General features: G+C 68.2%; 25 protein-coding genes. 11 read left to right on the top strand and 14 right to left on the bottom strand.

The features are described 5' to 3' along the window. Positions 1-11: 11 nt before the first annotated feature. The 3 genes from pyrH to rpsB form a co-directional block, all read right to left on the bottom strand. On the bottom strand, positions 12-719 hold the full coding sequence (gene pyrH, locus J7D54_RS06575; RefSeq protein WP_245244179.1) for a UMP kinase: 708 nt from the start codon (positions 717-719) through the stop codon (positions 12-14). Between the two features lie 102 nt (positions 720-821). After that, complete coding sequence (gene tsf / locus J7D54_RS06570; protein WP_209455230.1) at positions 822-1,631, bottom strand: translation elongation factor Ts; 810 nt, start codon at positions 1,629-1,631, stop codon at positions 822-824. A gap of 33 nt (positions 1,632-1,664) precedes the next feature. Then, the gene (gene rpsB, locus J7D54_RS06565; protein WP_182764825.1) at positions 1,665-2,666 is read right to left on the bottom strand and encodes a 30S ribosomal protein S2; all 1,002 of its coding nucleotides are present in this window, start codon (positions 2,664-2,666) and stop codon (positions 1,665-1,667) included. A gap of 333 nt (positions 2,667-2,999) precedes the next feature. Between rpsB and J7D54_RS06560 the strand changes: the two genes are divergently transcribed. Further along, positions 3,000-3,893, top strand: a complete 894-nt coding sequence (locus J7D54_RS06560) for a peptidoglycan DD-metalloendopeptidase family protein (protein WP_182764826.1) — start codon at positions 3,000-3,002, stop codon at positions 3,891-3,893. Between the two features lie 20 nt (positions 3,894-3,913). Beyond that, the gene (locus J7D54_RS06555; protein ID WP_182764827.1) at positions 3,914-5,587 is read left to right on the top strand and encodes an AMP-binding protein; all 1,674 of its coding nucleotides are present in this window, start codon (positions 3,914-3,916) and stop codon (positions 5,585-5,587) included. A 1-nt stretch (position 5,588) separates the two neighbouring features. Here the strand turns inward: J7D54_RS06555 and J7D54_RS06550 are convergent, their stop codons facing one another. Next, positions 5,589-6,494, bottom strand: coding sequence for a tyrosine recombinase XerC (locus tag J7D54_RS06550; protein WP_182764828.1), 906 nt, complete (start codon positions 6,492-6,494; stop codon positions 5,589-5,591). Between the two features lie 92 nt (positions 6,495-6,586). On the opposite strand from J7D54_RS06550, the gene def reads away from it, so the two are divergent. Beyond that, on the top strand, positions 6,587-7,192 hold the full coding sequence (gene def, locus J7D54_RS06545; RefSeq protein ID WP_182764829.1) for a peptide deformylase: 606 nt from the start codon (positions 6,587-6,589) through the stop codon (positions 7,190-7,192). Here the strand turns inward: def and J7D54_RS06540 are convergent. From J7D54_RS06540 to J7D54_RS06530, 3 genes are read right to left on the bottom strand one after another with little or no spacing between them, the layout of a single operon-like run. Further along, positions 7,170-8,168 carry a cation diffusion facilitator family transporter gene (locus J7D54_RS06540; protein ID WP_182764830.1) on the bottom strand — a complete coding sequence of 333 codons (999 nt, stop codon included), beginning with the start codon at positions 8,166-8,168 and terminating at the stop codon, positions 7,170-7,172. The genes def and J7D54_RS06540 overlap by 23 nt on opposite strands. Continuing rightward, positions 8,165-8,647: a transporter substrate-binding domain-containing protein gene (locus J7D54_RS06535; RefSeq protein WP_182764831.1), complete on the bottom strand. Its 483-nt coding sequence runs from the start codon at positions 8,645-8,647 to the stop codon at positions 8,165-8,167. The genes J7D54_RS06540 and J7D54_RS06535 overlap by 4 nt, the downstream gene beginning before the upstream one ends. Before the next feature lie 58 nt (positions 8,648-8,705). After that, positions 8,706-9,479, bottom strand: coding sequence for an RNA methyltransferase (locus J7D54_RS06530; protein WP_182764832.1), 774 nt, complete (start codon positions 9,477-9,479; stop codon positions 8,706-8,708). Between the two features lie 26 nt (positions 9,480-9,505). On the opposite strand from J7D54_RS06530, the gene J7D54_RS06525 reads away from it, so the two are divergent. Genes J7D54_RS06525 through J7D54_RS06515 form a run of 3 tightly spaced genes read left to right on the top strand, consistent with a single transcriptional unit; the run spans position 9,506 to position 12,781 of the window. Continuing rightward, positions 9,506-11,224, top strand: coding sequence for a bifunctional chorismate-binding protein/class IV aminotransferase (locus J7D54_RS06525; protein ID WP_182764833.1), 1,719 nt, complete (start codon positions 9,506-9,508; stop codon positions 11,222-11,224). Beyond that, positions 11,221-12,192 (top strand): bile acid:sodium symporter family protein, encoded by a 972-nt coding sequence (locus tag J7D54_RS06520; RefSeq protein ID WP_182764834.1) that lies wholly within the window; start codon positions 11,221-11,223, stop codon positions 12,190-12,192. The genes J7D54_RS06525 and J7D54_RS06520 overlap by 4 nt, the downstream gene beginning before the upstream one ends. Continuing rightward, on the top strand, positions 12,185-12,781 hold the full coding sequence (locus tag J7D54_RS06515; RefSeq protein ID WP_182764835.1) for a pentapeptide repeat-containing protein: 597 nt from the start codon (positions 12,185-12,187) through the stop codon (positions 12,779-12,781). Before J7D54_RS06520 ends, J7D54_RS06515 begins: the two co-directional genes overlap by 8 nt. 16 nt (positions 12,782-12,797) lie before the next feature. Here the strand turns inward: J7D54_RS06515 and J7D54_RS06510 are convergent, their stop codons facing one another. The 5 genes from J7D54_RS06510 to fabG are packed head-to-tail and all read right to left on the bottom strand — an operon-like array spanning position 12,798 to position 16,828. Next, complete coding sequence (locus J7D54_RS06510) at positions 12,798-13,985, bottom strand: SPFH domain-containing protein (RefSeq protein ID WP_182764836.1); 1,188 nt, start codon at positions 13,983-13,985, stop codon at positions 12,798-12,800. A gap of 28 nt (positions 13,986-14,013) precedes the next feature. After that, a complete protein-coding gene (locus J7D54_RS06505) occupies positions 14,014-14,490 on the bottom strand; it encodes an NfeD family protein (RefSeq protein ID WP_245244178.1) in 477 nt (158 codons plus the stop codon). Continuing rightward, the gene (locus J7D54_RS06500; RefSeq protein WP_182764837.1) at positions 14,487-15,272 is read right to left on the bottom strand and encodes an ABC transporter ATP-binding protein; all 786 of its coding nucleotides are present in this window, start codon (positions 15,270-15,272) and stop codon (positions 14,487-14,489) included. The genes J7D54_RS06505 and J7D54_RS06500 overlap by 4 nt, the downstream gene beginning before the upstream one ends. Positions 15,273-15,323: 51 nt before the next feature. Further along, positions 15,324-16,097 carry an enoyl-ACP reductase FabI gene (gene fabI, locus J7D54_RS06495; protein ID WP_182764838.1) on the bottom strand — a complete coding sequence of 258 codons (774 nt, stop codon included), beginning with the start codon at positions 16,095-16,097 and terminating at the stop codon, positions 15,324-15,326. A gap of 14 nt (positions 16,098-16,111) precedes the next feature. Then, a complete protein-coding gene (fabG, locus tag J7D54_RS06490; RefSeq protein WP_209455229.1) occupies positions 16,112-16,828 on the bottom strand; it encodes a 3-oxoacyl-ACP reductase FabG in 717 nt (238 codons plus the stop codon). Between the two features lie 94 nt (positions 16,829-16,922). Here fabG and J7D54_RS06485 point away from each other — a divergent pair, with 94 nt between their 5' ends. From J7D54_RS06485 to J7D54_RS06465, 5 genes are all read left to right on the top strand, one after another. Further along, positions 16,923-17,240, top strand: a complete 318-nt coding sequence (locus tag J7D54_RS06485; RefSeq protein WP_182764839.1) for a DUF3099 domain-containing protein — start codon at positions 16,923-16,925, stop codon at positions 17,238-17,240. Further along, entirely contained in the window at positions 17,237-18,031 is a 795-nt protein-coding gene (locus tag J7D54_RS06480; RefSeq protein ID WP_182764840.1) for an SURF1 family protein, read from the top strand. Before J7D54_RS06485 ends, J7D54_RS06480 begins: the two co-directional genes overlap by 4 nt. Next, the gene (locus J7D54_RS06475; RefSeq protein WP_182764841.1) at positions 18,028-18,816 is read left to right on the top strand and encodes a putative RNA methyltransferase; all 789 of its coding nucleotides are present in this window, start codon (positions 18,028-18,030) and stop codon (positions 18,814-18,816) included. Before J7D54_RS06480 ends, J7D54_RS06475 begins: the two co-directional genes overlap by 4 nt. Positions 18,817-19,019: 203 nt before the next feature. Further along, positions 19,020-20,378 (top strand): glycoside-pentoside-hexuronide (GPH):cation symporter, encoded by a 1,359-nt coding sequence (locus J7D54_RS06470; RefSeq protein WP_182764842.1) that lies wholly within the window; start codon positions 19,020-19,022, stop codon positions 20,376-20,378. After that, complete coding sequence (locus tag J7D54_RS06465; RefSeq protein ID WP_182764843.1) at positions 20,356-22,323, top strand: alpha-glucosidase; 1,968 nt, start codon at positions 20,356-20,358, stop codon at positions 22,321-22,323. The genes J7D54_RS06470 and J7D54_RS06465 overlap by 23 nt, the downstream gene beginning before the upstream one ends. A 2-nt stretch (positions 22,324-22,325) precedes the next feature. On the opposite strand, the gene J7D54_RS06460 is transcribed toward J7D54_RS06465, so the two are convergent. Together J7D54_RS06460 and abc-f are read right to left on the bottom strand one after the other, a co-directional pair. Further along, positions 22,326-23,753, bottom strand: coding sequence for a phosphoglucomutase/phosphomannomutase family protein (locus tag J7D54_RS06460; RefSeq protein ID WP_182764844.1), 1,428 nt, complete (start codon positions 23,751-23,753; stop codon positions 22,326-22,328). Positions 23,754-23,834: 81 nt separating this feature from the next. After that, positions 23,835-25,433, bottom strand: coding sequence for a ribosomal protection-like ABC-F family protein (abc-f, locus tag J7D54_RS06455; RefSeq protein WP_182764845.1), 1,599 nt, complete (start codon positions 25,431-25,433; stop codon positions 23,835-23,837). Between the last annotated feature and the right edge of the window lie 21 nt (positions 25,434-25,454).

Below are 25,454 nucleotides of genomic sequence, written 5' to 3'. Positions count from 1 at the left end.
GGGGGTGGTGGTTAGCGCGAAACCAGGGTGCCGATGTGCTCACCGGCAACGGCGCGGGCGATGTTGCCCTTGTTGGACAGGTTGAAGAACACCATGTCGAGCCCGTTGTCGCGGGCCAGCGAGATGGCGGTGGCGTCCGCCACCTTGAGGTTCTTGGTCAGGAAGTCGTTGTAGCTGAGGCTTTCGAACTTCGTCGCGTTCGGGTTCGTCTTGGGGTCGGAGTCGTAGACGCCGTCGACGCCCTGCTTGCCCATGAGCAGCACCTCGGCGCCGATCTCCAGGGCCCGCTGGGCAGCGACCGTGTCGGTGGAGAAGTACGGCATGCCGGAGCCGGCACCAAAAATGACCAGCCTGCCCTTCTCGAGGTGACGCTCCGCGCGACGGGGGATGTAGGGCTCCGCCACCTGGGCCATGCTGATGGCGGACTGGACGCGGGTCTCGATACCGGCCTTTTCGCAGAAGTCCTGCAGGGCGATCGAGTTCATCACCGTGCCGAGCATGCCCATGTAATCCGCCCGGTCGCGCGCCATGCCGTGTTGCGACAATTCGGCACCGCGGAAGTAGTTGCCGCCCCCGACGACCACAGCCACCTGCGTGCCTGAGCGGACCACGTCGGCGATCTCGCGGGCGATGTCCGCCACCACAGTCACGTCGACGCCGAGTTTGCCTCCGCCGAAAACCTCACCGGACAGCTTCAGCAGTACTCGCGAATATCCCACTTGTTTCTCCTGGTGTGTTGGGGCGTCCACATGCGAAGTGCGCCGCGACCACTGGGGTCGCGGCGCACGTCACTCTACTTCACTGAGCAGAGGCTCGCGTGATCAGGCACCCACAGCGAAACGCGCGAAGCGCACGACCTGGGTGTTGCCTTCCTGCAGGGCGGCGCCCACAGACTTCTTGTCCTCCCAGACCGCAGCCTGGTCCACGAGCACGACGTCCTTGAAGAAGCCGGTGACGCGGCCTTCGACGATCTTGGTCATGGCGCCCTCGGGCTTGCCCTCTTCGCGGGCGGTGGCCTCGGCGATGCGACGCTCGTTCTCGACCAGGTCTGCCGGGACCTCGTCGCGGGTGGCCCAACGGGGCGACATCGCGGCGATCTGCAGCGCAGCCTGGTGGGCCAGCGTCTTGTCACCGGTGAACTCGACGAGCACGCCGACCTGCGGGGGCAGGTCAGCAGCGCGACGGTGCAGGTACACGTGGCTGTCGCCGGAGAACTGCGCGACGTCGGCCACGGAGATGTTCTCGCCGATCTTGGCGCCGAGCTCCTGGACCGCGTCCGCGACCTTGGCCCCGGAAGCGAGTTCAGCCGCGTTGGCGGCCTCCACGTCCGTGGCACCCGACTTGATGACGGCGTCGAGGATCTGGTCCGCCAGGTCGACGAATTCGGCGTTCTTGGCGACGAAGTCGGTCTCGGCGGCGAACTGGATCAGGGCGCCGTCGCGGCCGGCGACGATACCGTTGGTGGCCTCGCGGTCCGCGCGCTTGGCCTGCTTGGCCAGGCCGTGGATGCGCAGGCCCTCAACGGCCTTGTCGAAGTCGCCTTCAGCTTCGGTGAGGGCCCTCTTCGCGTCCATCATGCCCGCGCCGGTGGCGTCGCGGAGCTTCTTCACATCAGCGGCAGTGATTGCCATGTGTGGGGTATCCCGTCTACTTGATCGATTGGGTCAGTTGGCGTCGGTGGTGTCGGCCTCAGCGGCCTCTTCAGCGGCAGGAGCCTCGGCGGCAGCCTCTTCAGCGGCAGGAGCCTCGACGGCAGCCTCTTCAGCGGCAGGAGCCTCGACGGCAGCCTCCTCAGCGACAGGAGCCTCGACGGCAGCCTCCTCAGCGACAGGAGCCTCGACGGCAGCCTCCTCAGCGACAGGAGCCTCGACGGCAGCCTCTTCAGCAGCGGGGGCCTCAGCCTTCTCGGCGCCCAGGAGTTCGCGCTCCCAGTCGGGCATCGGCTCGGCGGGGGTCTCCTCGCCGGAGCGGCTGGAGGAGCGCTCAATGAGGCCGTCGGCGACGGCGTCGGCGATGATGCGGGTCAGGAGGGCGACGGAACGGATGGCGTCGTCGTTGCCCGGCACCGCGAAGTCGACCATGTCGGGATCGCAGTTGGTGTCCAGGATGCCGACGATCGGGATGTTCAGCTTGCGGGCCTCGTCAACGGCGAGGTGTTCCTTGTTGGTGTCGACGATCCAGACGGCCTGCGGGGTGCGCACCATGTCACGGATGCCGCCGAGGGTCTTGTCGAGCTTGGTGCGCTCGCGGTCCAGCTGCAGCAGTTCCTTCTTGGTGAGGCCCGAGCCGACGGTGTCGGTCAGGTCCATGCCCTCGAGCTCCTTGAGGCGCTGGATGCGCTTCGAGACGGTGCCGAAGTTGGTGAGCATGCCGCCGAGCCAGCGCTGGTTCACGAAGGGCATCCCGACGCGGGTGGCCTGGTCCGCGATGGCCTCCTGGGCCTGCTTCTTGGTGCCGACGAAGAGCACCTGGCCGCCGCGCGCGACGGTGGACTTGATGAAGGCGTATGCCTTGTCGATGTAGCTCAGCGAGAGCTGCAGGTCGATGATGTAGATGCCGTTGCGCTCGGTGAAGATGAAGCGCTTCATCTTGGGGTTCCAACGACGGGTCTGGTGACCGAAGTGAACGCCGGACTCGAGCAACTGGCGGGTGGTGACGACTGCCATGGTCGTGCCTTCCTGTGGTGCGGCTCTGCCGCACCTGAATCTGGTGGACTGGGTCCACGGGTGGTTGATGGGGCCCCGGAGGGGCCTTCTCCTGATGCGCCCGGTGCCGCACCTTCATCCAGTTGGTTGAAGGACCACGCGGCCACCGGCGGTTCCCCGCGCAGCGCATGCGATGTCAACCCAGACGGGTTGCAGGGTCCATGCTATCTGGACGGAGGGCGCGGGCTCAAATCTGGTGACGCCGTCAACCAGTGCGGAGAACGCGGGTCGCGACTTGTCCACAGCCCACCGGCGCCGTGGTGATTCCGCAGTGGCGTTGACCACAGTGCTGACGTGCGAACCGTGCCTGCCCTCATTCTCTCCGTCCTCATCATCGCCGGCGCCTCGGTCCCTTCCTGGGCGGACCTCTCACTCACCGCCCCGCTACCGGGCCGGGTGGTGCGCGCCTTCGACGACGTCGGCCGGTTCGCGGCCGGCCACCGCGGCGTGGATCTTGCCGGGTATCCGGGCGACGAAGTCGTCGCGGCCGCGGCCGGCACCGTGCACTTCGCCGGGTCGGTCGCAGGCACCGGCACCCTCTCGATCGACCACGGCAACGGTTGGCGCACCACCTACCAACCGATCCGGGCCACCGTCCACACGGGCGACACCGTGGCAGCCGGGCAGCGGATCGGCACCCTGCTGGCCGGTCACTGCGACGAAGCGGCCTGTCTCCACTGGGGACTGACCGACGGGGAGCGGTATGCGGACCCCGGCGCCTATCTGGTGACGCCGGTGGTGCGGCTGCTTCCCAGGGGATCGGTGCCCGTCCGCCCTCCGTCGATCAGTTCGGCCCGCACCGCGGCCCTGGGTGGAGCCCCCATCGACGGACCCGTCACCTCCAGCTACGGCATGCGCCGCCACCCGGTGACCGGTGTCACCAAACTGCATGACGGGGCAGACTTCGGCGCTCCGTGCGGCACCGCCATCAGCCTGCCCCTGGCAGGCACAGTGCGGTCGGCCGGCTACCACGGCGGCTACGGCTACCGGGTCATCGTCAACCACGGAGGCGGCCTGAGCACCGCCTATGCGCACCTCCCCCGCGTGACGGTGACGGCCGGGCAGCGGCTCAGTGCCGGGCAGACGGTGGGCGTCGTGGGCAACACGGGGCTGTCCACCGGGTGCCATCTCCACTGGATGGCCTGGCAGGACGGGGGCCTCATCGATCCCCTCACGCTCCTCGGGTGATTGAGCACTACCGTTGCACCATGACCACGACGCCGTTACCCGCCCCTGACTGGACCCGCTTCTACCAGCCGGGAGTACCCGCCCAGATCGAGCTGCCCACCGAGTCCCTCACGGACATGTGCGAGCGGTCCTGCCGAGAAGGGGCCTCCAAGGTGGCCACCGAGTTCTTCGGCGGCATCATGACCTACACGCAACTGGGCGAGCGGATCGACCGCGCGGCGGAGGGCCTCCGGCGTCTGGGGGTGGTGGCTGGCGACCGGGTGGCGATCCTGCTGCCGAACTGCCCGCAGCACCTCGTCGCGTTCTACGCCATCCTGCGCCTCGGCGCCGTCGTGTGCGAGCACAATCCGCTGTCCACCGAGCGGGAGCTCGAGGAGGTCTTCGTCGACCACGGTGCGAAGGTCGCCATCGCCCTGGATCGGGTGCTGCCGAAGCTGCGCAGCCTCTCCACCAAGCCGCTCGTGGTCAGCGTGAACCTGTTGGACGAGTTCCCCACCGTCAAGCGCCTCCTGCTGGGGCTCCCCGTTCCCTCGCTCCGTCAGAAGCGGGCGCAGCTCACTGACGGCAGCACTGGCGACCTCACGTGGAAGCAACTGCTGGGAGGTCCTGCACTGGACCCCACCCACCCCCGCCCCACGATCGACGACCTGGGCGCCATCCAGTACACCTCCGGCACCACGGGCGTGCCGAAGGGCGTGATGCTGACGCACCTCAACATGTACGCCAACGCCCTCATGGGAGCGGCCTGGATGCACGGCGCCCAGACCGGGCGCGAGGTCAGCTACGCAATGCTGCCGATGTTCCACGCCTTCGGCATGGTGCTCTACGTGACGTTCGGCGTCTACAAGCAGGCGCACCAGGTCCTGTTCCCCCGCCCCGACGTGGAGATGGCGCTGGCGGAGATGAAGAAGAACCCGCCGTCGATCTACTGCGCGGTGCCGCCCATCTACGAGAAGACGGCCAACGGCGCCAAGGCGAAGGGCATCGATCTCTCCGGTGTGAAGTGGTGCATCTCCGGTGCCATGACGCTGCCGGACGAGACGGTGGCGCTGTGGGAGTCCGTCTCGGGCGGTCTCCTGGTGGAGGGCTACGGCCTCACCGAGTGCGCCCCCATCGCGATGGGCAACCCGTTCAATGGGACACGCAAGACCGGCACGATCGGCATCCCGTTCCCCTCGACGCTGCGGCGCGTGGTGGATGAGGACGGCCGTGACGTCGGCCCCGGCGAGGCCGGCGAACTGTGGGTCAAGGGCCCGCAGGTGTTCCAGGGCTACTGGAACCGGCCGGAGGCCACCGCGGAAACGAAGACGCCGGACGGATGGCTGCGCACCGGCGACGTCGTGACGCTCGACGAGGAGGGTTTCGCCACCATCGTCGACCGGCTGAAGGAGATCATCATCACCGGCGGCTTCAACGTGTCGCCCAGTGAGGTGGAGCGCGTGCTGCGCCAGCACCCCTCGATCGAGGATGTCGCCGTCGTGGGCATCAAACAGGAGCGCGGCGACGAGCAGGTCACGGCCGCCGTCGTGGCCAAGGCCCCCATCGATGAGGCGGAGATCCGATCGTGGGCCAAAGAGCGGTTGTCCGCCTACAAGGTGCCCCGCCGCGTGGTGACGGTGGAGGAACTGCCCACCTCCATGATCGGGAAGGTGCTGCGGGGCCAGGTCCGCGACCAGATCGGGCCCCTGCTCTGATTCACGCCCTCGGGTGCGCCTGCCGGAAGGCCTCGCGCAGGCGCTCCGAGGTGACGTGGGTGTAGATCTGGGTGGTGGCCACGGACGCATGGCCCAGCATCTCCTGCACGCTGCGCAGGTCCGCGCCCCCCTCGATGAGGTGGGTGGCCATCGCGTGGCGCAGCCCGTGGGGGCCGATCTCGGCCCCCGGCCCGGCGGCCGCCGTCGCCTCGTGGACCACCCGCCTCGCCACCCGCGGGTCGAGCGCGCCGCCTCTGGCGCCCAGGAAGACGGTGTCGGGGCTCGACGGCGTGCTGACCGCTGAGCGCACCCGCAGCCAGGCCTCGACCGCGCGGAGGGCAGGGAGCCCCAGCGGCACCGTGCGTTGCTTCCCGCCCTTGCCCAGCACGCTGACGGAGCGACGCTCGCGGTCCACGTCGCGAAGCGTGAGCGTGCACACCTCGGAGACCCGCAACCCGCTCGAGTACAACACCTCGACCAGGGCGAGGTCGCGCACCGCGATGGGGTCGCCGTCCTCGGCCGCGCGGTTCTCGGCCGCGGCCAGCGTCTCGGACACGGCACCGCTGGCCAAGACCCTTGGCAGCCGCCGCTGCCGCTTCGGCGCCTTCAGCCGAACGGCCGGATCAGCCCCCACGACACCCTCCCGCACCGCCCAGGCGAAGAACCCCCTGACGCACGCGACGCGGCGCTGCAGGGTGGACGCGGCCGCGCCGTCGTCGCGCATGACGCCCAACCAGGCCCGCAGCGTCGAGAGCGTCACTTCGCCGGGCGCGACGTCGGCGAAGGTGGCCAGGTCGCGGAGGTCCGTGGCGTAGGCCCGCACGGTGTGCGGGCTGAGGCCGCGCTCCGCGCCGAGGTGCGCGGCGTAGTCGTCGAGCAGCGCCGACCAACCGTGGGCGAATTCCATACCTGCCATCCTCCCCCGGCAGTGGCAGCCGCGCGCCAGCGACACCCGGTGCGGCATACTTGACCGTCGTACCCGAACCTTGAAGGAGCACAATGGCTGAGGCCGATCTCACCCAGGGCGGCAACGTTCTGCCCATCACCCGTTGGGGCACCCCGGTGATGCACAAGCAGACGGAACCAGTCACTGAGTTCGGCGAGGAACTCCACCAGTTGATCCGCGACATGTGGGCCACCATGAGGGCGGCTGAGGGAGTTGGGCTGGCCGCCACGCAGGTGGGCGTCGGAACCGCCGTGTTCGTCTACGAATGCCCGGATGCGGACGACAGGATCCACCGCGGCGTGGTGTGCAACCCCGTCGTAACGCTGCCGGAGGGCAAGGACCGCAACCTGGACGCCGCTGAAGAGGGCTGCCTGTCCTACCCGGGCGGCTACCAGAGCGTGGCCCGCCCCGATCTGGCCACCTGCACGGGCCAGGACGCCTACGGCAACGAGATCACGGTGAAGGGCACCGGCCTGCTCGCCCGCTGCCTGCAGCACGAGACGGATCACCTGGGCGGCACGGTCTTCGGCGACCGCCTCTCCGCGCGCGCCCGTCGCCAACTGGACAAGAAGGTCGACGAGCTGGCGTGGCGCTATCCCGACGACTGGCCGGTCTCCCCCAAGCGCGCAGCGGTCCCTATGCCCCAGAGCGAGGACTGACCTCGGAGGTCGACGGCTCGTCGATGTCGGAGGGAAGCTGCTTCACGGGCACGACGACGGTGTCCAGCGCCTTCCAGTCCGTGTCGCACAGTTGATGGCGCAGCGCGTCGAGCTCGGTGATGCCCGGGTGGTGGCCCTCGGCGGGCACGACGAAGACCTCGGAGTGGAAGACGTGTCCCATGTCGCGCACCCGCACCGCCGCCTCCCCCACCCACGCCTGGCTCAGTGCCTTCTGACGCAGCTTGCCGATCACCGGGTGCGGGTCCCGGGAGGCGATGGGGGTGGCCCTCTCGTCGAGGAGCGTGGCGACGGCGATCCGGAGGTTGGTCACGCCGTCCTTGACGATGCTGGCCGACACCAGGATGGCGGCGGCTGAATCCGCCCACCAGAGCCCGAAGCCGATGCCCGCGACGCCGGCGACGGTGGCCAGCGCCGTGGACCAGTCCGCCTTCAGCATGTCCGCGTCCGCGGAAAGCAACTGGTCGTGCAGATCCTCCGCCAGCTTCATCTTCATGCGGCCGAGGATGACGGCAGGCACCACAGTCATCGACATCACGATCATCATGGGCCAGCCGGCCCAGAACGTCTGGCCGAACAGCGACATGACACCCACCGGGGGCCTCTCCCCCATGACCAGTGCGCTGGCGCCGTTGTACAGCAGCGACAGGCCGAACACCAGCAGCGCGACGGCGGCCACCACATGGCCGGCCGACATCGCCCGGTGATGGCCATAGGGATGCTTCGGGGACCTGTTCTTACTCGCCCGCCACACTCCGAGCAGGAACGCGATGGGCGGCAGCAGCGCCAACATGTCCTCGACGAAGGCCGTGCGCATGGCCTGCGACTGGCCCGCCACCAGGCCCACGGCGACGATGATGATGACCATCACGACGAGCGAGATCCACTGCAGCCGGATCGCCTTGTGCAGCGCCTCCGATTTGTCCGGCGGCAGCGCGGAGTATCCCCGGCCCTTCATGGCTTCAGCCCTTCCTCGATCAGGTGACGCTCCAGGCTGGACAACAGTGCGTTCTCCCCCAGGCGCGTGGCGAAGACGAGCTTCTGTTCCTTGCCGTCCGGGCCGGCAGCCTTCCCGTAGGGCCGCGTCATGGCCGCATGCGTCGTCCACGGCGACTTAGCGGTCAGGCCCCCGGCCACCACGTCGAGTTCGCCGAGCTTGATCTTCTCCATGAGTTCGCTTTCGGCGCCCTCGACCCACTCGATCTCCGCGCCGATCGACTCGGCGTACCCGGTGAGGATCTCGGCCTCGGTGCCGGTGACCTCACCCTCGTCCGAGATGTCGATGTGGGGCGGGTGTACCGAGACACCGACGGTGAGCCCACCGTCCATCGCCCGCAGCAGGGTGTCGTCGGGGTCACGCGGGTACTCCGGTTCACTGCAGCCGGCCAGCAGCAGCAGCGCCGTCACCAACGTCAGCAGTCGCAGCAGCGCCTTCATGCCCGCAGTCTGCCAGCACCGGGGGCCATTCGGCGGCCGATGGGGCCCGCCGCGCTGCTCAGCGCAGCTGGTAGGCGAGGATGGCTGCGGCTGTGGCCACGTTCAGCGAGTCGACGCGGTCCGTCATGGGGATCCGGACGTGGTGCTCAGCGGCGGCGAGCCAGCCTCGGCTCAGGCCTTGGCCCTCGGTGCCGAGCATCAGGGCCACCTTGTCTGGAGCCTCGAAGGCATCGAGCTCGACGGCCCCCGGGGCGATGCTCGAGGCCACGACGGTGAACCCGGCCGCGCGGATCCGCTCGAGGTCCGCGTCGCCGCCCATCCGTCGCCAGGGCACCACCAGCGAGGCGCCCATCGAGCCCTTGATGGCGCGGCGGTAGAGCGGGTCGGCACTACGCTCCGACACGACGACGCCGTCCCAGCCCAGCCCGGCGGCCAGCCGCATGATCACGCCGAGGTTGGCGTGGTCGACGATCTCCTCGCACAGGATCAGCCGCCGCCCCGCGAGCAGCGCGTCCCAGGGCGCCTCAGGCAGCCGGTCGAACGAGCCCAGTGCACCGCGGTGCACATGGAAACCGCTGACCTCCTCGATCATCTTCTCCGTGCCCAGGTAGACAGGCACGTCGGGATGGGCGGCCAGGAGGGGGGCCAGCTGCTCGAGCCACCGCGGTTGCAGCAACAGGGCGCGCGGCCGCGCGCCAGAGGTGAAGGCCCGCTCGATGATCTTCAGCCCCTCCGCGATGAACCGGTCCTCGGATCGTCGCAGCTGGGCATCGCGCAGGGCCACGAAGTCCGTCAGGCGCCCGTCTGCGGGGTCACTCACCTCGATGATCACGGTGTCAGGCTATAGCCTTGCTGCTCATGGACCCGTTCGTGCTGCTCGACGACGCCCTCGCCGGGCGGGCCACGCTCATGACGGATCTCGCCCGGGTCGACAGTGTCACTCTGGGCACCATCGACGCCTCCTTGGACGCCGGCTGGCGCGAGGGGTTGCACGCCTTCGCGTGGTTGCCGTACGACATGGGCGAGGCGGCCCTCGGCATCGGCGGGGACGCCCGCGGCGCCCTCTTCTGGTTCGCCGACCGCTCCGAGGTCGACGCCGAGGAGTTCCTGCCCCATTCCCCCGCCTGGCTGACCGGCACCGCCCATGACGTGGACCGGGCCCAGTTCAGCGCCGGCATCGAGGCGGTCAAGGAGGCCATCGCCTCAGGCGAGACCTACCAGGTCAACTACACGCACCGCATCCTCTCCAGAGCGGTGGGAGATCCGCGGGCGCTGTACCGCCGGCTGCGCTCGCGCCAGCCCGTCTCGTTCGGCGTCCTCGCGCGCCTCCCCGAACCGGCGGCCCCGTGGACGCTGAGCCTGTCGCCCGAACTGTTCATCAACGTCGAGGGTTCCCACGCCGTGAGCAAACCTATGAAGGGCACCGCGCCGGTGACGGAACACCCGAGCACGCTCAGCCGTGACCCGAAGAACCGCGCCGAGAACCTCATGATCGTCGACCTCCTCCGCAACGACCTGAGCAGGGTGGCGGTGCCGGGCAGCGTCGACGTGCCCATGCTCTTCGAGGTGGAGAGGGTGGGGAGGCTGTGGCAGATGACCAGCACCGTCCGCGCGGAACTCGTCCCCGGCACCACCCCGGGCCACCTCCTCGCCGCCACCTTCCCCTGCGGTTCCATCACCGGGGCGCCCAAGATCGCGTCCATGCACCTCATCCGTGCGCTGGAGCGCGACCGCCGCGGGCTCTACACCGGGAGCCTGGGCGTCATCGCCCCCCACGACGGCCCGCTCGGCTGGCACATGACGCTGAGCATCGCGATCCGCACCGTGGAGATCGACGGCAACACCGCCAGGCTGGGCATCGGCTCCGGCGTCGTGGCCGACAGCACCGCTGACGCCGAATGGGCCGAATGCCGGGCCAAGGCCGCGTTCGCCGGCTCGCTGCTGCCCACCGTCCACCTCCGGGAGGCCATCCGGGTCGTCGACGGGGTCGCGCCGCTCGCAGACCGGCATCAGGAACGACTTTCGCGCTCCGCCGCAGCCCTCGGCCTCCCTCCCGCCACGGGCGTCGTCCACGACGCTGTGCGCGACGCTCCCAGTCGGGGCGGGTGGCGGTTGAGCGTCGACCTCGCGCCCGACGGCGTGGTGACCGTGGGAGTCAGCCCGCTCGAAGCCGTCGCCACCCCGGTCCGGCTCATCCTGTGCGGTGAGCCGTGGGAGCCGACCCCGCTCGCGGGCTTCAAGACCACTGACCGCTCGCACTACGACCGCGCCTTGGCCGCGGCAGCCGAGCGCGGGGCCTTCGACGCCATCGGCTTCGACAGCGGCGGCAGGGTGCTCGAGGGTGCCCGGACCAGCGTCTTCGCCCTCCTGGACGGCCGCTGGGTGACACCTCCGCTCACCCTGGGCATCCTCGACGGCGTGCAACGGGCCGCCGTCCTCGCAGACCCCGCCCTCATCGGCGCCGACGAGATCGACGAGGCTGAGTTCACCGTCGACCGACTTCTCGGCGCGGAGCGGCTGATCGTGACCAACGGCCTGCGCGGCTGCCTCGAAGCGACCCTGGAGACCACGGAATGAAACTGAAGCTCGACCTGACCATGGTCGCCATCCTCGCCAGCCTCGCCCTGGGGCTCATCCTGCCGCTGGAGGGTGGAGCGGCCGAGGTCCTCGACATCGTCACGAAGGTCGCGATCTTCCTGCTGTTCTTCGGCTACGGGGCCCGGTTGTCGACGGAGGAGACGGTGGCCGGGATCAGGCATTGGAAGCTCCACCTCACCATCCTGGCCATCACCTTCGTGATGTACCCACTACTGGCCGTGCCCCTGGTGTCCGTTCCCGAGGGGTGGCTGTCGGAGCCGATCAAGATCGGCCTGATCTTCCTGTGCCTGGTGCCCTCGACTGTGCAGTCGTCGATCACGTTCACGTCGCTGGCCGGGGGCAACATCCCGGCCGCGATGGTGTCGGCCACCGCCTCCAACGTGTTGGGCGTGGTGATCACCCCGCTGCTGACGGTGCTGTTCATCCAGTCGTCCAGCGGAGGCTCCATCGGCATGCAGCAGATCTACAACGTCATGGTGCAACTGCTGCTGCCCTTCATCCTGGGACAACTCTCACGGTTCGTCACGGCCGGCTTCATGGCCCGGCACCGCAAGGGGCTCAAGTACGTTGACCAGGGTGTGATCGTCCTGATCGTCTACGGCGCGTTCTCCGACCTACGGGCCTCCGGCGCGTGGCGCACCCTCGGCTGGGTGGATGTGGCCTGGGTGCTGCCGGTGACCATGGGGCTGCTGGCCTTCACGTTCTGGTTCACCTGGCACCTGGCGGGCAAGCTGGGCTTCAACCGGCCGGACAGCATCGCGATCATGTTCTGTGGCACGAAGAAGTCACTCGCCACCGGGGTGCCGATGGCGATGGTGCTGTTCCCCACAGCGACCGTCGGCGTGGTCGTCATCCCACTGATGCTCTACCACCAGGTGCAACTGCTGGTGAGTTCCGTCCTGGCCAACCGGCTCGGACGACACCGACAGGAGGACGGCCATGCGTGACCTGGGCGATCTCGGCGACGACGAGGTCTTCGTCGAGGAGACCTTCTCCGGCGCACTGGGGAACAAGGCCCTGAAGGCCATGGAATTCGACGCCTGCACGTTCACGGGCGCCTCCATGCTCGAGGGCCGGCTCTTCGGGGCCATGTTCACGGAGTGCCGGTTCGTCGACTGCGACCTCTCGCTGGCAGACCTGACGAACACGTCGTTCGTCTCGTGCACCTTCGAGCGCAGCAAGTTCGTGGGCGTCGCCTGGGGCAAACTCGGGGCCTCGGGCCTCGGCCAGCCATACTTCACCGAGTGCAAGCTCGACCTCAGCAGCTTCCAGCGGGCAACCGCGGAGCGGTGGGTGTTCGAGCGATGCTCGCTGACCGATGTGGATTTCTCACAGACCAAGATGATGCGCACCCGCTTCACCGACTGCGACCTCACCGGGGCCCGCTTCGCCGACGCGGACCTGCGTGACGTCAACCTCAAAGGCAGCTACGGCTACGGCATCGACCTGGCGTCGTGCCGCACGAAGGGCGTGCGCCTGACCCCGGACGACGACGCGCTCGCCCTCCTGCGGCAGTTCGGCATCCAGTTCGACTAACTCTGCGGGGAACGCCTCAGAGCTGCTCGTCGGCTTGCTCGGCCTGCTGCTCCATGTGCTGAGGGTCTCCCAGCGGGAGGCTGTCGGCGGCCTGGGACAGCGCGGGACGGCCCGCGGTCTGCAGCTTGGCAAGCTTGTTCTGTTCGAGGGCCCTCGCATCGGCGATGGCCTTCTGCACCGTCTCGTCCGAGCGCTGCTTGTCCTTCTCGGCCTGCTCCTCGATCTCCGCGTGCACGTCGACCTTCTTCGGCGCATGGAACCGGGTGCTGGCCTGCGAGACGTAGTCGCGGACGTCCTGCGCCTCCCCGCCGGCGATCTGCCCGAGGCCCTTCAGCGCGTCGTTGAGTTCGCTGGGCACGATCCACATCTTGTTCGCGTCACCGTTGGCGAGCTTCGGCAGCATCTGCATGTACTGGTACGCCAGCAGCGCCTGGTCCGGCTGGCCGGCGTGGATGGCCTCGAACACGTTGGTGATGGCCTGCGCCTCGCCCTCGGCGCGGAGCATGGCCGCCTGCCGTTCGGCCTGGGCGCGCAGCACCTGAGCCTCGCGGTCGCCCTGGGCCCGGAGGATCGCGGCCTCGCGGTCACCGCCTGCCGACAGGATCTGCGACTGCCGCTGGCCCTCCGCCAGCAGGATCTGGGCCCGCTTGTCGCGCTCGGCGCGGGCGCCCTTCTCCATCGCGTCACGGATGGTGGGCGGCGGCTCGATGGCGCGGAGCTCGACGCGGTTGACCTTGATGCCCCACTTGCCGGTGGCCTCGTCCAGCACGGCGCGCAGCCGCTGGTTGATCTCCTCGCGCGAGGTCAGAGCCGCCTCGAGGTCCATGCCGCCGATGATGTTGCGCAGCGTGGTCATGGTGAGCTGTTCGATGGCGGCACGGTAGTTCTGCGCCTCATAGGCGGCGCGCACCGGGTCGACGATCTGGAAGTAGATGACCGAGTCGATCGACACCATCAGGTTGTCCTCGGTGATCACGCCCTGCGGCGGGAACGGGACGACCTCCTCGCGCATGTCGAGGGTGTAGCGGATCTGGTCGAAGAACGGTACGACGAGGTGCGGCCCAGGTTCGAGGGCCTTGCGGAACTTGCCCAGCCGCTCCACGAGCGCCACCTGTTGTTGGCGGATGATCTTCAGCGTGGCGGCCAGGATCAGCACGACGACCACCGCCGCGCCGATGAGAATGAACAGTGACGGGTCAGGCATCGCGTTTCCTAAGATGGTGTGGCTGTGGCTACTGCGTGAGTGGGCGGTTACTGGGATAGACGCTGAGGGTGACGCCGTCGATGGAGAAGACCTCGATCTCCTCACCGGCCTCGATGGTGATCGACGGGTCGAAGGAGCGGGCCTCCCAGACCTGGCCGTCCACCTTCACTTCGCCGGCGATCCCGGAAACCATGGCGGTGGCGCGGCCCTTCGAGCCGACGAGGGTGTCGAGGCTGGAGCGGTAGCCCTTGGAGGCGCGCACCTTGGCCAACAGCGTGGGCCGGAGCAGGAAGAGGGTGGCGACGGCGGTGATCAGGGCAACGGCGATCTGGAGCCACACGAGCCCCGGGAACACCAGTGCCACGATGCCGCCGGTGAGCGCACCGGCGGCGAGCATCAGCAACGTCAGGTCGAGCGTGAGGAGTTCGGCGGCGGCCAGCCCCATGGCCAGCAGCCCCCACCCGGCCCAGAGGTTGTCGCGGAACCAGTCCATGAACTCGTTCATCGCCGGCTCCGGGCGGCCCAGCGTCCGTCGTGCTGCGTGACGGTCAGCGGCATGTCGAAGGTGGCGCTCAGGTGCTCGTCGGTCAGCGTTGCTTCGACCGGCCCGGAGGCCACGACGAGGCCGTCGCGCAGCAGCAGCGCGTGGGTGATCCCCTCAGGGATCTCCTCCAGGTGGTGCGTCACCAGCACGGTGGCCGGCGAGTCCTCGTCGAGGCAGATCTCGGAGAGGGTGTCGACGAGGGCTTCCCGCCCGGCGATGTCGAGGCCGCTGGCCGGTTCGTCCAGGAGCAGCATCTCGGGATCCGTCATCAGGGCCCGGGCGATCTGGACGCGCTTGCGCTCGCCCTCGCTCAGGGTGCCGAAGGTGCGCCCGGTGAGCTGGTCGACGCGCAGGGAGGCGAGCAGGTCGTCTGCCCGAGCTTCGTCGTAGACGTCGTACTCCTCGCGCCAGCGGCCGAGGACGCCATACGCGGCCGACAGGACCACGTCGCGGACCTTCTCACGCGCCGGGATCCGCTCCGCGAGCGCGAGTGAGGTGAACCCGATACGGGGACGCAGTTCGAACACGTCGACCGCCCCGACCACTTCGCCGAGCAGCCCCACGACACCGTCGCTGGGATACATCTGCGCGGACAGCACCTGCAGCAAGGTTGTCTTGCCCGCGCCGTTGGGCCCGACGACCACCCAGCGCTCATCCTCGTGGATGATCAGCGAGATGCGGTCAAGGAGCACATTGTTGCCGCGCTTGATCGTCACGCCTGCCAGTTCTGCCACCGTTGCCATGGCACCAACCCTACCGGCCGACCAATCCCCAGGGATGCGGGACGCGCGGTGTCAGGCGCCGGTCGAGTGGAGCCCGCCGTCGACGTGCACCATCTCGCCGGTGGTGGCGGGGAACCAGTCGCTCAGCAGCGCCACGACGGCCTTCGCCGAGGGCACCGCGTCGGAGGCGTCCCACGACAGCGGGGCCCGCGCGGCCCAGATGTCGTTGAACGACGACGCACCGGGGATGGCCTTCTTCGCCACGGTGTCCACGGGGCCGGCCGCCACGAGGTTCACGCGGATGCCGTCCGGGCCCAGGTAGCGGGCGAGGTAACGCGAGGTGGATTCCAGAGCGGCCTTCGCCACGCCCATCCAGTCGTACGAGGGCCACGAGTAGCGCGCGTCGAAGGTGAGCCCGACGACCCCGGCCCCGCGGTTGAGCATGGGCTTGGCCGCCATGGTCAGCGACTGCAGGGAGTAGGCGGAGATGTGCATCGCGTTGCCGACCGTCTCCCAGTCGGTGCTGAGGAACGCCCCGCCCAGTGCCTTCTCCGGGTCCGCGTAGGCGATGGAGTGCACGATGCCGTCCAGCCCGCCCTCGAAATGCTCGCCCAGCATGGACGGCAGCGCCGCCAGGTGCTCCGGGTCCGTGATGTCGAGTTCGATCAGCGGCGGCACGGTGTCGAGTTTCGCGACGGCGCGCTGGGCGGGGCCGACCGCGCGGCCGGCCGCGGACACCACGACGTTGGCGCCTTCACGCTGGGCGATGTCGACCACCGCGTAGGCGATCGAGGTGCGCATGGTCACGCCGGTGACCAGGATGTTCTTTCCTTCGAGCAGACCCATTGTCAGTTCCTTCCTCAGTGACCCATGCCGAGGCCGCCGTCGACGGGCAGCACGGCACCGGAGATGTAACCCGCGCCGTCCGAGGCGAGGAAGAGCGCGGCCCTGGCCACGTCGTCGACGCTGCCCAGCCGGCCTGCGGGGATCCGCTTGTTGTAGTCCGCGATGAGCTCGTCGCCGAGCACGGCGGTCATCTCGGTCTCGATGAAGCCGGGCGCGATCACGTTCGAGGTGATGTTGCGGGTGCCCAGCTCGCGGGTGAGGCTGCGCGCCATGCCGACGAGCGCGGCCTTCGACGAGGAGTAGTTGATCTGTCCGGGCGAGCCCAGGAGTGCCACCACGGAGGAGATGAGGATGACCCGGCCGAAGCGGGCCCGCGTCATCTTCTTCGTGGCGCGGCGCACGACCCGGAAGGTGCCGGTGAGGTTGGTGTCGATGACGGCGTTCCAGTCGTCGTCCGACATCCGCATCAGCAGGGTGTCCTTCGTGACGCCGGCGTTGGCGACGACGATCTCGACCGGACCGAGCTCAGCCTCGATGTGGTCGAAGGCCTGGTCCACCTGGCCCTGGTCCGTGATGTCGCAGGTGACGCCGAGGACGCCATCGGGCACGCCGCCGGAGCGGTACGTCGCTGCGACGCGGTACCCGGCATCGCGGAATGCCTCTGCCATCGCACGGCCGATGCCCTTGGAGCCGCCGGTGATGAGTACTACGCGTCCTTGTTCTTCAGCCACGGAGAGCAACTTACCCGACGGCAGTCTTGCTTGTCGCCGTGTCCCGGCGTGCGGCCACTCGGCTGCGCAGTGACGCGAAGACTATGCTCGAAGTATGGCCAAGACGGACGACGCAGCGCTGATCACCAGCGCCGGGCGAAGTCGCAGCCTCGATCTGGCGGAGCGGCAGAAGCGCTACCTGATCACCATGGGCGTGCGCACGGCGCTGTTCGTGGCCTTCCTGATCGTCCCTGGCTGGTGGAAGGTCGTCACGCTGGTACTCGCGGCCGTGCTCGCGCTCGCGGCGGTGCTGCTGGCTAACCAGGTGGACCACCGGCCGCCCCCACCGGCCCCCGCAGAGCCGTCGGCGGACGCCAAGTCCCTCACCGCCGGTGACGTGGTCAAGGGCACCCTCGAGGAGGACGATTCGTGACCCGCACACAGGTCATCCGCTACGTCGCGATCACATTGATCGGAGTGCTGCTGGCCTTCACCTTCGTCCAACTCGGCCGCTGGCAGCTCGACCGCCTCGACCAACGTCGCGAGCGCAACGCCACCGTCGTGGCCCATGAGTCGCAGGAGGTGCGGCCCTACCAGGAGGTGATGAGCGGCGAGATCGGCGACGACGACCAGTGGTACCGCGTCACGGCCACGGGCGAGTACGTGCCCCAGCAGTTCCAGGTCCGTTACCGTTCGCTCGACGGCGTCTACGGTTCCGAGTTCCTGGCCGTGCTGGAGACGGACCAGGGTGACCACCTGCTGGTCAACCGCGGCTTCCTGCCCCGCCAGGGCGCCGCACCCGAGGCCGAGAAACCCACGCTGCCCACCGGGACCGTCACGATCACGGGCTTCGTGCAACGCAATCAGCGCGGCGACGTGGGCGCCATGACCCCGCACGACGGCCAACTCCGCCTGATCAACTCCGACGTCCTCGGCGACGTCATGGGTCTTGAGCTGGTCAACGGCTTCGTGTCCGTGATCGAGTCGAGCCCCGCGGACTCGTCCGGCCTCACCCCCCTCGGCCCCCCGCCGCTGGACGAGGGCAGCCACTTCTCCTATGCGCTGCAGTGGTTCGCGTTCACGGTGATCGGCATCATCGGCCTGGTCGTGCTCATCCGGGGCGACATCCGCGATCGTCGCAAGGCTCGGAAGAAGGCCCAGGCTGCACCCGCCAGCGTCGTCAGCCCTGTCGACCTGCCACGCGCCGACGAGCAGCACAGATGACGCACCCGCTCGACTGGCTGAGCTGCCCCCATTGCGACCAGCCACTCCACCGGCACGACGGCGCCCTGCGCTGCCCGGGCAACCACACCCACGACATCGCCCGTCAGGGCTACGTCAACCTCTTGGGCCACGCCGCGCCGAAGAACGCCGATACGCCCGCCATGCTCGATGCCCGGGCCCGCTTTCTGGGCAGCGGCCTCTTCAGCCCCATCGCCGACGCCGTGGCCGACGCGGCAGCGGGCGCCACGCGGGTCCTGGAGGTGGGCGCGGGAACCGGGTACTACCTGGCCCACACCCTCAACGCATTGCCCGACGCGCAGGGCCTCGCCACCGACGTCTCCGTCGCGGCCGCTAAGCGGGCCGCGCGCGTCCATCCCCGCGCCGGGGCCGTCGTCGCGGACACCTGGGCGGGGCTACCGGTGTCCGACGGCGCCGTCGATGCCCTGCTGTGCGTTTTCGCCCCCCGCAACCCCGCGGAGTTCGGGCGGGTCCTCGAGCCCGGGGGCCGGCTGGTCGTGGTGGTGCCCCTCCCCACCCACCTCCGCGAGATCAGGGCACGCCACGGGCTACTGGACGTGCCGGAGGACAAGGCCGAAGCCGTCACCGCCGCCTTCCCTGGCTGGGACGCCGGCACGGCGACGGTCGAGCGCACCGCAGACCTCACCGCCGAGCAGACGCACGACCTCATCGCCATGGGCCCCAACGCCTTTCACGGTTCCCCGGCGGAGGTCGCCCCGGGCACGTGCAGTATCGCTGTGACGGTCCTCTGCCTGACCCGGCCCTGAGACACACCGGCCAGAGGCCGTGGGCGGACCCTGCTGGCCCCTTCAACGGTGGGAGTAGGCTCTCGATCTACTACGTTCGAGGTACTTGGGGGTTCCAATGGGTTGCAGCGTGGCCCTTTTCCGGGGTCTATGGCCCATCTGCGTCACTAGGGTGTGCAGCATGACGTTGGACCCCGACCAGGGCAGCTTCCGGGTTGACCACAATGACGCGTAACCGTTGGGGCTTCGGCCTGGGCACTCTGGGGCGCGACATGGTCGCAGCTCTGGTGTCGATGTACCTCCTGTTCTACCTCACCGACGTGCTCGACGTCAGCGGCGCGCAGCTCGCCGTCGTGACGGTCATCCTCGTGGTGATGCGCATCTTCGACGCCGTCAACGACCCCTTCATGGGCGTGATCGTGGACAACACCCACACCAGATGGGGCAAGTTCAAGCCGTGGATCTTCTGGGGCGGGCTGCTCTGGGGCATCGCCACTCTGATGATCTTCTTCGACACCGGCGTCGACGGCTGGAACTACGTGATCCTGTTCACCGTCCTGTACCTGGTGTGGGAGATCGCGTTCACCATCAACGACATCGCCTACTGGTCCATGCTGCCCTCGCTGACGCGTGATCAGAAGGAGCGCGAACGCATCGGGGTGGTGGCCAGGATCTGTGCCAACGTCGGCCTGTTCTCCATCGCCGTCGGCCTGGTACCGCTCACGCGCTGGTTGACCGACGTGTTCGGCTCGGAGCGCACCGCCTGGTTCGCACTGGCCGTGGCACTGGTCGTGATCATGTTGGCGTTCCAGTCGCTCAACCTCCTCCTCACGCGCGAGAGGGTCACCACCAGGCCTGAAGCCACCCCCCTGCGCGAGCTCTTCACCGTCATCTTCCGCAACGACCAGCTGATGTGGGTCACGTTGGCGATGGTGGCCTACATGGCCGGCTACATCACCACCACGTCGTTCGGCCTCTACTACTTCAAGTACATCTTCGACGACGAGGGCGCGTACCCCATTTTCGCGGCTGTGCTCGGCGTCACGCAGATCGCCGCCCTCGCCCTCTTCCCACTGGTCTCCAGGGTGCTGAAGCGCCGCCAGATCCACCTGCTCGCCACCGTGCTGTGCCTCGCCGGCTACGTCGTGTTCCTCTTCTCCGGCACCTCGCTGCCGCTGGTGGCGGCGGCCGGCGTGCTGCTGTTCAGCGGTCAGGGCGCGATCCAGCTGCTCATGGTGATGTTCATCGCTGATTCCGTTGAGTACGGCGAGTGGAAGCTCGGCCGCCGCAACGAATCCATCACGTTCTCGCTGCAGCCGTTCATCTATAAGCTCAGCAACGCCATCGCCAGCGGCGTGGTGGGCGCCACCGTGATCATCTCCGGCATCGACGAGGCCACCAGCGCCGCAGACGTGACCGTCAGCGGCGCCACCACTATCCGGCTGTCGATGCTCGTGCTCCCCATGATCCTGATGGCCGTCAGCTACCTCATCCTCCGGGCCAGGTACACACTGGACGAAGAGTTCTACGCCCGCGTGGTGCGAGAAGTGAAGGAGCGCCATGTCGTACAGGCTGCTGACTAAGCGCAGCACCATCCACGACCTCTACCGCCACCCCATGGGGCGCGACATCGTGGACAAGCTCTTCCTCCAGACCGGCCTCCCCAGACGCCTCATCTACCTCTTCGCGGGCCTGCCCATCGGCGTCGTGGAGAAACTGACGGAGCGCATCAGCGGTCCGGGCATGGTGGACATGATCCTCGGCCTGGTCAACAGCGAGACGGAGCGCCCCCGCAGGGGCCGCGCCCCGGACCCGACGCCGTGGTGGCGCGAAGCGGTCTTCTACCAGGTCTACCCGCGCTCCTTCGCCGACTCCAACGGCGACGGGGTCGGCGACATCCGCGGCATCATCGGCAAACTCGACTACCTTCAGCAGCTGGGAGTGGACTGCCTGTGGCTGTCTCCCGTGTTCGACTCCCCGAACGAGGACATGGGCTACGACGTGCGGGACTACCGGGCCGTCATGGAGGAGATGGGCACCCTTGAGGACCTCGACGAGCTGATCGCCGAGTGCCACGACCGCGGGCTGCGCATCATCCTCGACCTCGTGGTCAACCACACCTCCGCGCATCATGAGTGGTTCCAGAAGGCGCTCAAGGACCCCGACGGCAAGTACGGCGGCTACTACTTCCTCGAGAAGGGCTCCCCGGACCAACCGCCGAACAACTGGCGCTCCTTCTTCTCCGGCCCCGCCTGGCGTTGGTTCCCCGAGGCCGAACGCTGGGCGTTGCGGCTCTTCGCCGAGGGGCAGGTGGACCTCAACTGGGACAACGACGAGGTGCGCGCCGAGGTCGCTGACATCGTGACGTGGTGGATGAAGCGCGGCATCGACGGCTTCCGGCTGGACGTCATCAACTACATCTCCAAGAAGCCAGGGCTGCCGGACGGGCATCCGTTCATCGGCGAGCTGCTCGAGTTCATCGGCGTGGAGCACTACTTCTACGGCCCGCGGCTCCACGAGTTCCTGCGGGGGCTGCGCCGGGAGGGGTTCACGCGCCGCGAGGCGCCGGTCTCAACCCCCCGTCGGAAACTGCCCGACGGCGAGCTCGGCGACCCACTGCCCCCGGACATGATCGGCATCATGGTGGGCGAGACCCCCGGCATCGGTATGGAACTCGGGCGGCTGCTGAGCGGTTACGGGCGCGGCGAACTTGACCTCATCTTCAACTTCGACGTGCTCGACAACCCCGGCCGGACCAGGTGGCACACCTACGACTACAAGCTCTGGTACCTCAAGCGCTTCTACCGCGCCTACGACCGGCACCTGGCCCCCAACGACTGGATCGCAGTCTTCCTCGACAACCACGACAACCCGCGGATGCTGTCCAAGTTCGGGGGTGGCCGCGAGGCAGACCCGGCCGTGCGCACGGCGATCGGCAAGATGCTGGCCACCATCCAGCTCACGATGCGCGGCACGCCGTTCCTCTTCCAGGGGCAGGAACTGGGTGCCACCAACCACGCTTTCGAGGACGTCGAGCAACTCCGCGACGTCGAGTCGATCAACCGGCACGCGGATCTGCTGACCGCGGGCATGAGCAAGGTCGAGGCGTGGAAGCAGATCCTCGCGGGCACGCGCGACCACGCCAGGGTTCCCATGCGCTGGGATCCCGACGGCGGGTTCAGCGAGGCCCCCGCGTGGTTGGCAGGCACGGACACCACACCGGGATTCTCCGCGAAGGAGCAGATGGAGGACCCGGATTCGGTGTTCGCGTGGCACCGCGCGCTGATCGCGCTGCGACGGAAGTTCCGCGCGCTCACGCTGGGCGACCTGCGGTGGGTCCACCGGCAGAAGAAGTACTACTTCGCCTACCAGCGCACGCTGGGCGCTCAGCGGTTCCTGATCGAGTGCAACACCACGGGGCGCAAGATCAAGCGGCCGCACGTGCGGGGCACGATCGTGCCGGTGCTGGGCGGCCCCCGCAGCCCCGTGATGGAGCCGTGGGAGGCGACCGTCAGCCGGATCTACTGACCTCAGAGGCCCAGGAAGGCACGCATCTCTTCGCAGGCGGCTTCGGCACGCTCCTGCGAGGGGAGCTCGCAGAAGATGCGCAGCAGCGGCTCGGTGCCGGAGAAGCGAGCGATGATCCACCCGTCCTCGAAGTACACCTTCGCGCCGTCGCGGTAGGACACGTCGACGACCTTCTCGGTGAATTCGGGGAGCTTCTTCTCCACCATGAGGGTGTTGAGGATCTCGGGCTTGCGCTCCTGCGGGAACTTGAAGTCCGTCTCCGCCATGTAGTGCGGGTCGAACTGGCCGGTGATCTCTTCGTAGATCTGGCTCATGGGCTTGCCCACCACGGCGATCATCTCGACGAGCAGCGCTGCGGCGTAGATGCCGTCCTTGCCGGAGATGTGGCCGCGCACGGTCAGGCCGCCGGAGGATTCGCCGCCGATGATGGCGTCGGTCTCGAGCATCTTGCCGGAGATCCACTTGAAGCCGACCGGCACCTCGTAGGACTGCTCACCGAACTGCTCGGCCACATCGTCGAGCAGCGACGTGGTGGCCACGTTGCGCACGACGGCGCCCTTCCAGCCCTTGTACTTGAGCAGGTAGTAGTAGAGGATCACAAGCAACTGGTTGGGGTGGAGGAAGTTGCCCTTGTCGTCGATCACGCCGATGCGGTCGGCGTCGCCGTCCGTCGCGATGCCCAGGTCGCACTTGTTGTCGAGGACGTAGCGCTTGAGGGACTCCAGCGTCGCGCTGGTGGGCGACGGCATGCGGCCACCGAAGAGGGTGTCGTGCCTGTCGTGGATGACCTCGACGTCTGCGCGGGCCGTCATCAGGATGGTCTGCAGCGACGTCTTGGACACACCGAACATGGGGTCCAGGGCGATCTTCAGGTTCGCCCTCTTGATCGCCAGCATGTCGACCTGCTCGACGATGGAGTCGATGTAGCCGTTGAAGGGGTTGATCTCGGTGATCTTCCCGGCGTCGAGTGCCTTCTCATAGGCGATGTGGCCGATGGCGTCTTCGCCTTCGCCCTCGAGCAGCCCCATCCGGCGTTCGACGTCCTGGGTGATCTCCTCGTCGGCGTCCTTGCCGCCGGCGGTGAACACCTTGATGCCGTTGTAGAGCGCGGGGTTGTGGGAGGCGGTGATGGCCATCCCGTAGGGCAGGCCCTGGTCCTTGACGGTCCACATGATCATCGGGGTGGGCGCCTGCGCCACCTTGATCACCTGCGTGCGGATGCCCTCGCCCGCGAACACCTCTGCGGCCCAGTGGGCTGCGACATCCGAGAGGAACCGGCGGTCATAACCGATCACGATGCCGGTGTCCGCCGCCCCTTCTTCCCTGATGCGCTGTGCAAGTGCCCCACACAGCAGTCGAACGTTGCTACGGATGAATTCGTCGCCGATGATCGCACGCCATCCGCCGGTACCAAACTTGATTCTCGCCACGACTTCACCCTAGACCCGCGCATCAGATGAGCCAGGCACAGTGCCCGGATTGCGAGCGAATGAACAGAAAGTGTGAACGTTCTAGGCCAGATCGATCAATTCGGCATAGTCATCGGTCCACAGGTCCTCCACGCCGTCGGGCATGATCAGCACCCGGTCCGGTTCCAGCGCATGCACCGCCCCCGGGTCGTGCGTGACCAGGACGACCGCCCCGGCATAGGTCCTGATCGCGTTGAGCACCTCGGCCCTCGACGCGGGGTCGAGGTTGTTGGTCGGCTCGTCGAGCAGCAGCACGTTGGCCGCGGAGACCACCAGCATGGCCAGCGCCAGACGGGTCTTCTCGCCGCCGGAGAGCACCTTGGCGGGCTTGGCCACGTCGTCGCCGGTGAAGAGGAAGGAGCCCAGCACCTTGCGCACCTCGGTGTCGCCGAGGTTGGGCGAGGCCGAGACCATGTTGTCCAGCACGCTGCGGTTGACGTCGAGCGTCTCGTGCTCCTGCGCGTAGTAGCCCACCCTGGCGCCGTGGCCCAGTTCGACGCGGCCCGCCGTCGGCTCCTCCATGCCGCTGAGGAGCCGCAGCATGGTGGTCTTGCCCGCGCCGTTGAGGCCGAGGATGACCACCTTCGAGCCCTTGTCGATGGCAAGATCGACGGCGGTGAACACCTCGAGCGATCCGTAGGACTTGCTGAGGTTGAAGCCGCGCAGCGGCGTCTTGCCACACGGGGCGGGCTCCGGGAACCGGATCTTGGCCACCGCGTCCACCTGCCGCTCCCCCTCGACGGAGGCCAGGAGCTTCTCCGCGCGCTTCGCCATGTTCTGCGCGGCGACCGCCTTGGTGGCCTTGGCCCGCATCTTGTCGGCCTGCATCATCAGCTGGCCGGCTTTGCGTTCGGCGTTGGCGAGTTCGCGCTTGCGGCGACGCTCGTCGGTCTCGCGCTGCATGAGGTAGCGCTTCCAGTTCATCGAGTAGATGTCGAGTTCTGCCCGGTTGGCGTCGAGGTGGAAGACCTTGTTGACCACCGCGTCGAGCAGTTCGGTGTCGTGGGAGATGACGATGAGGCCGCCGGGGAAACCCTGGAGGTAGCTGCGCAGCCAGACGACGGAATCCGCGTCCAGGTGGTTCGTGGGCTCGTCGAGCAGCAGGGTGTCGGCGTCTGAGAAGAGGATGCGAGCCAGCTCGATGCGGCGACGCTGCCCGCCGGACAGGGTCTTGAGGGGCTGCGCCAGGATTCGATCGGGCAACCCGAGGTTGGCCGCGATGCGGGCCGCCTCGGATTCAGCGGCGTAGCCGCCGGCGGCGACGAACGCGGCCTCGGCGCGGCTGTAGGCCTCCATGGCGTCGTCGCGCACCCGACCCTCGGCGGTGGCCATGCTCTCCTCAGCCTTGCGCATCCGGCGCACCACCACGTCTAGACCGCGGGCGCCCAGCACCCGGTCGCGGGCCAGCTGCTCGGGGTCGCCTGAGCGCGGGTCCTGCGGTAGGTAGCCGAGTTGCCCGGCGCGGGTGACGGCGCCGCCGGCCGGCTGGCCCTCTCCGGCCAGGATCCTGGTGAGGGTGGTCTTCCCGGCACCGTTGCGGCCGACGAGGCCGATCCGGTCACCGTTGATCACCTGGAAACTCACCGGGGACAGTAATAAACGCGCTCCCGCGCGCACTTCGACGTCCTTTACCTGCAGCACCCGCCCAGTGTTCCCCGCCGG

It is taken from the genome of Tessaracoccus sp. MC1865 (genome assembly GCF_017815535.1).
GTDB lineage: Bacteria > Actinomycetota > Actinomycetes > Propionibacteriales > Propionibacteriaceae > Arachnia.
This window is presented reverse-complemented; position numbering and strand designations above follow the sequence as displayed.

Excerpts from the sequence above, each read along its gene's own strand:
- J7D54_RS06550 (WP_182764828.1), bottom strand. The coding sequence starts at position 6,494 with ATGGAATTCGCCCACGGTTGGTCGGCGCTGCTCGACGACTACGCCGCG.
- J7D54_RS06505 (WP_245244178.1), bottom strand. The coding sequence starts at position 14,490 with ATGAACGAGTTCATGGACTGGTTCCGCGACAACCTCTGGGCCGGGTGG.
- J7D54_RS06540 (WP_182764830.1), bottom strand. The coding sequence starts at position 8,168 with ATGAAGGGCCGGGGATACTCCGCGCTGCCGCCGGACAAATCGGAGGCG.
- J7D54_RS06485 (WP_182764839.1), top strand. The coding sequence starts at position 16,923 with ATGGCCAAGACGGACGACGCAGCGCTGATCACCAGCGCCGGGCGAAGT.
- J7D54_RS06525 (WP_182764833.1), top strand. The coding sequence starts at position 9,506 with ATGGACCCGTTCGTGCTGCTCGACGACGCCCTCGCCGGGCGGGCCACG.
- fabI (WP_182764838.1), bottom strand. The coding sequence starts at position 16,097 with ATGGGTCTGCTCGAAGGAAAGAACATCCTGGTCACCGGCGTGACCATG.
- J7D54_RS06465 (WP_182764843.1), top strand. The coding sequence starts at position 20,356 with ATGTCGTACAGGCTGCTGACTAAGCGCAGCACCATCCACGACCTCTAC.
- J7D54_RS06515 (WP_182764835.1), top strand. The coding sequence starts at position 12,185 with ATGCGTGACCTGGGCGATCTCGGCGACGACGAGGTCTTCGTCGAGGAG.
- J7D54_RS06555 (WP_182764827.1), top strand. The coding sequence starts at position 3,914 with ATGACCACGACGCCGTTACCCGCCCCTGACTGGACCCGCTTCTACCAG.
- J7D54_RS06500 (WP_182764837.1), bottom strand. The coding sequence starts at position 15,272 with ATGGCAACGGTGGCAGAACTGGCAGGCGTGACGATCAAGCGCGGCAAC.
- J7D54_RS06475 (WP_182764841.1), top strand. The coding sequence starts at position 18,028 with ATGACGCACCCGCTCGACTGGCTGAGCTGCCCCCATTGCGACCAGCCA.
- J7D54_RS06535 (WP_182764831.1), bottom strand. The coding sequence starts at position 8,647 with ATGAAGGCGCTGCTGCGACTGCTGACGTTGGTGACGGCGCTGCTGCTG.
- J7D54_RS06510 (WP_182764836.1), bottom strand. The coding sequence starts at position 13,985 with ATGCCTGACCCGTCACTGTTCATTCTCATCGGCGCGGCGGTGGTCGTC.
- tsf (WP_209455230.1), bottom strand. The coding sequence starts at position 1,631 with ATGGCAATCACTGCCGCTGATGTGAAGAAGCTCCGCGACGCCACCGGC.
- def (WP_182764829.1), top strand. The coding sequence starts at position 6,587 with ATGGCTGAGGCCGATCTCACCCAGGGCGGCAACGTTCTGCCCATCACC.
- J7D54_RS06470 (WP_182764842.1), top strand. The coding sequence starts at position 19,020 with ATGACGCGTAACCGTTGGGGCTTCGGCCTGGGCACTCTGGGGCGCGAC.
- J7D54_RS06520 (WP_182764834.1), top strand. The coding sequence starts at position 11,221 with ATGAAACTGAAGCTCGACCTGACCATGGTCGCCATCCTCGCCAGCCTC.
- rpsB (WP_182764825.1), bottom strand. The coding sequence starts at position 2,666 with ATGGCAGTCGTCACCACCCGCCAGTTGCTCGAGTCCGGCGTTCACTTC.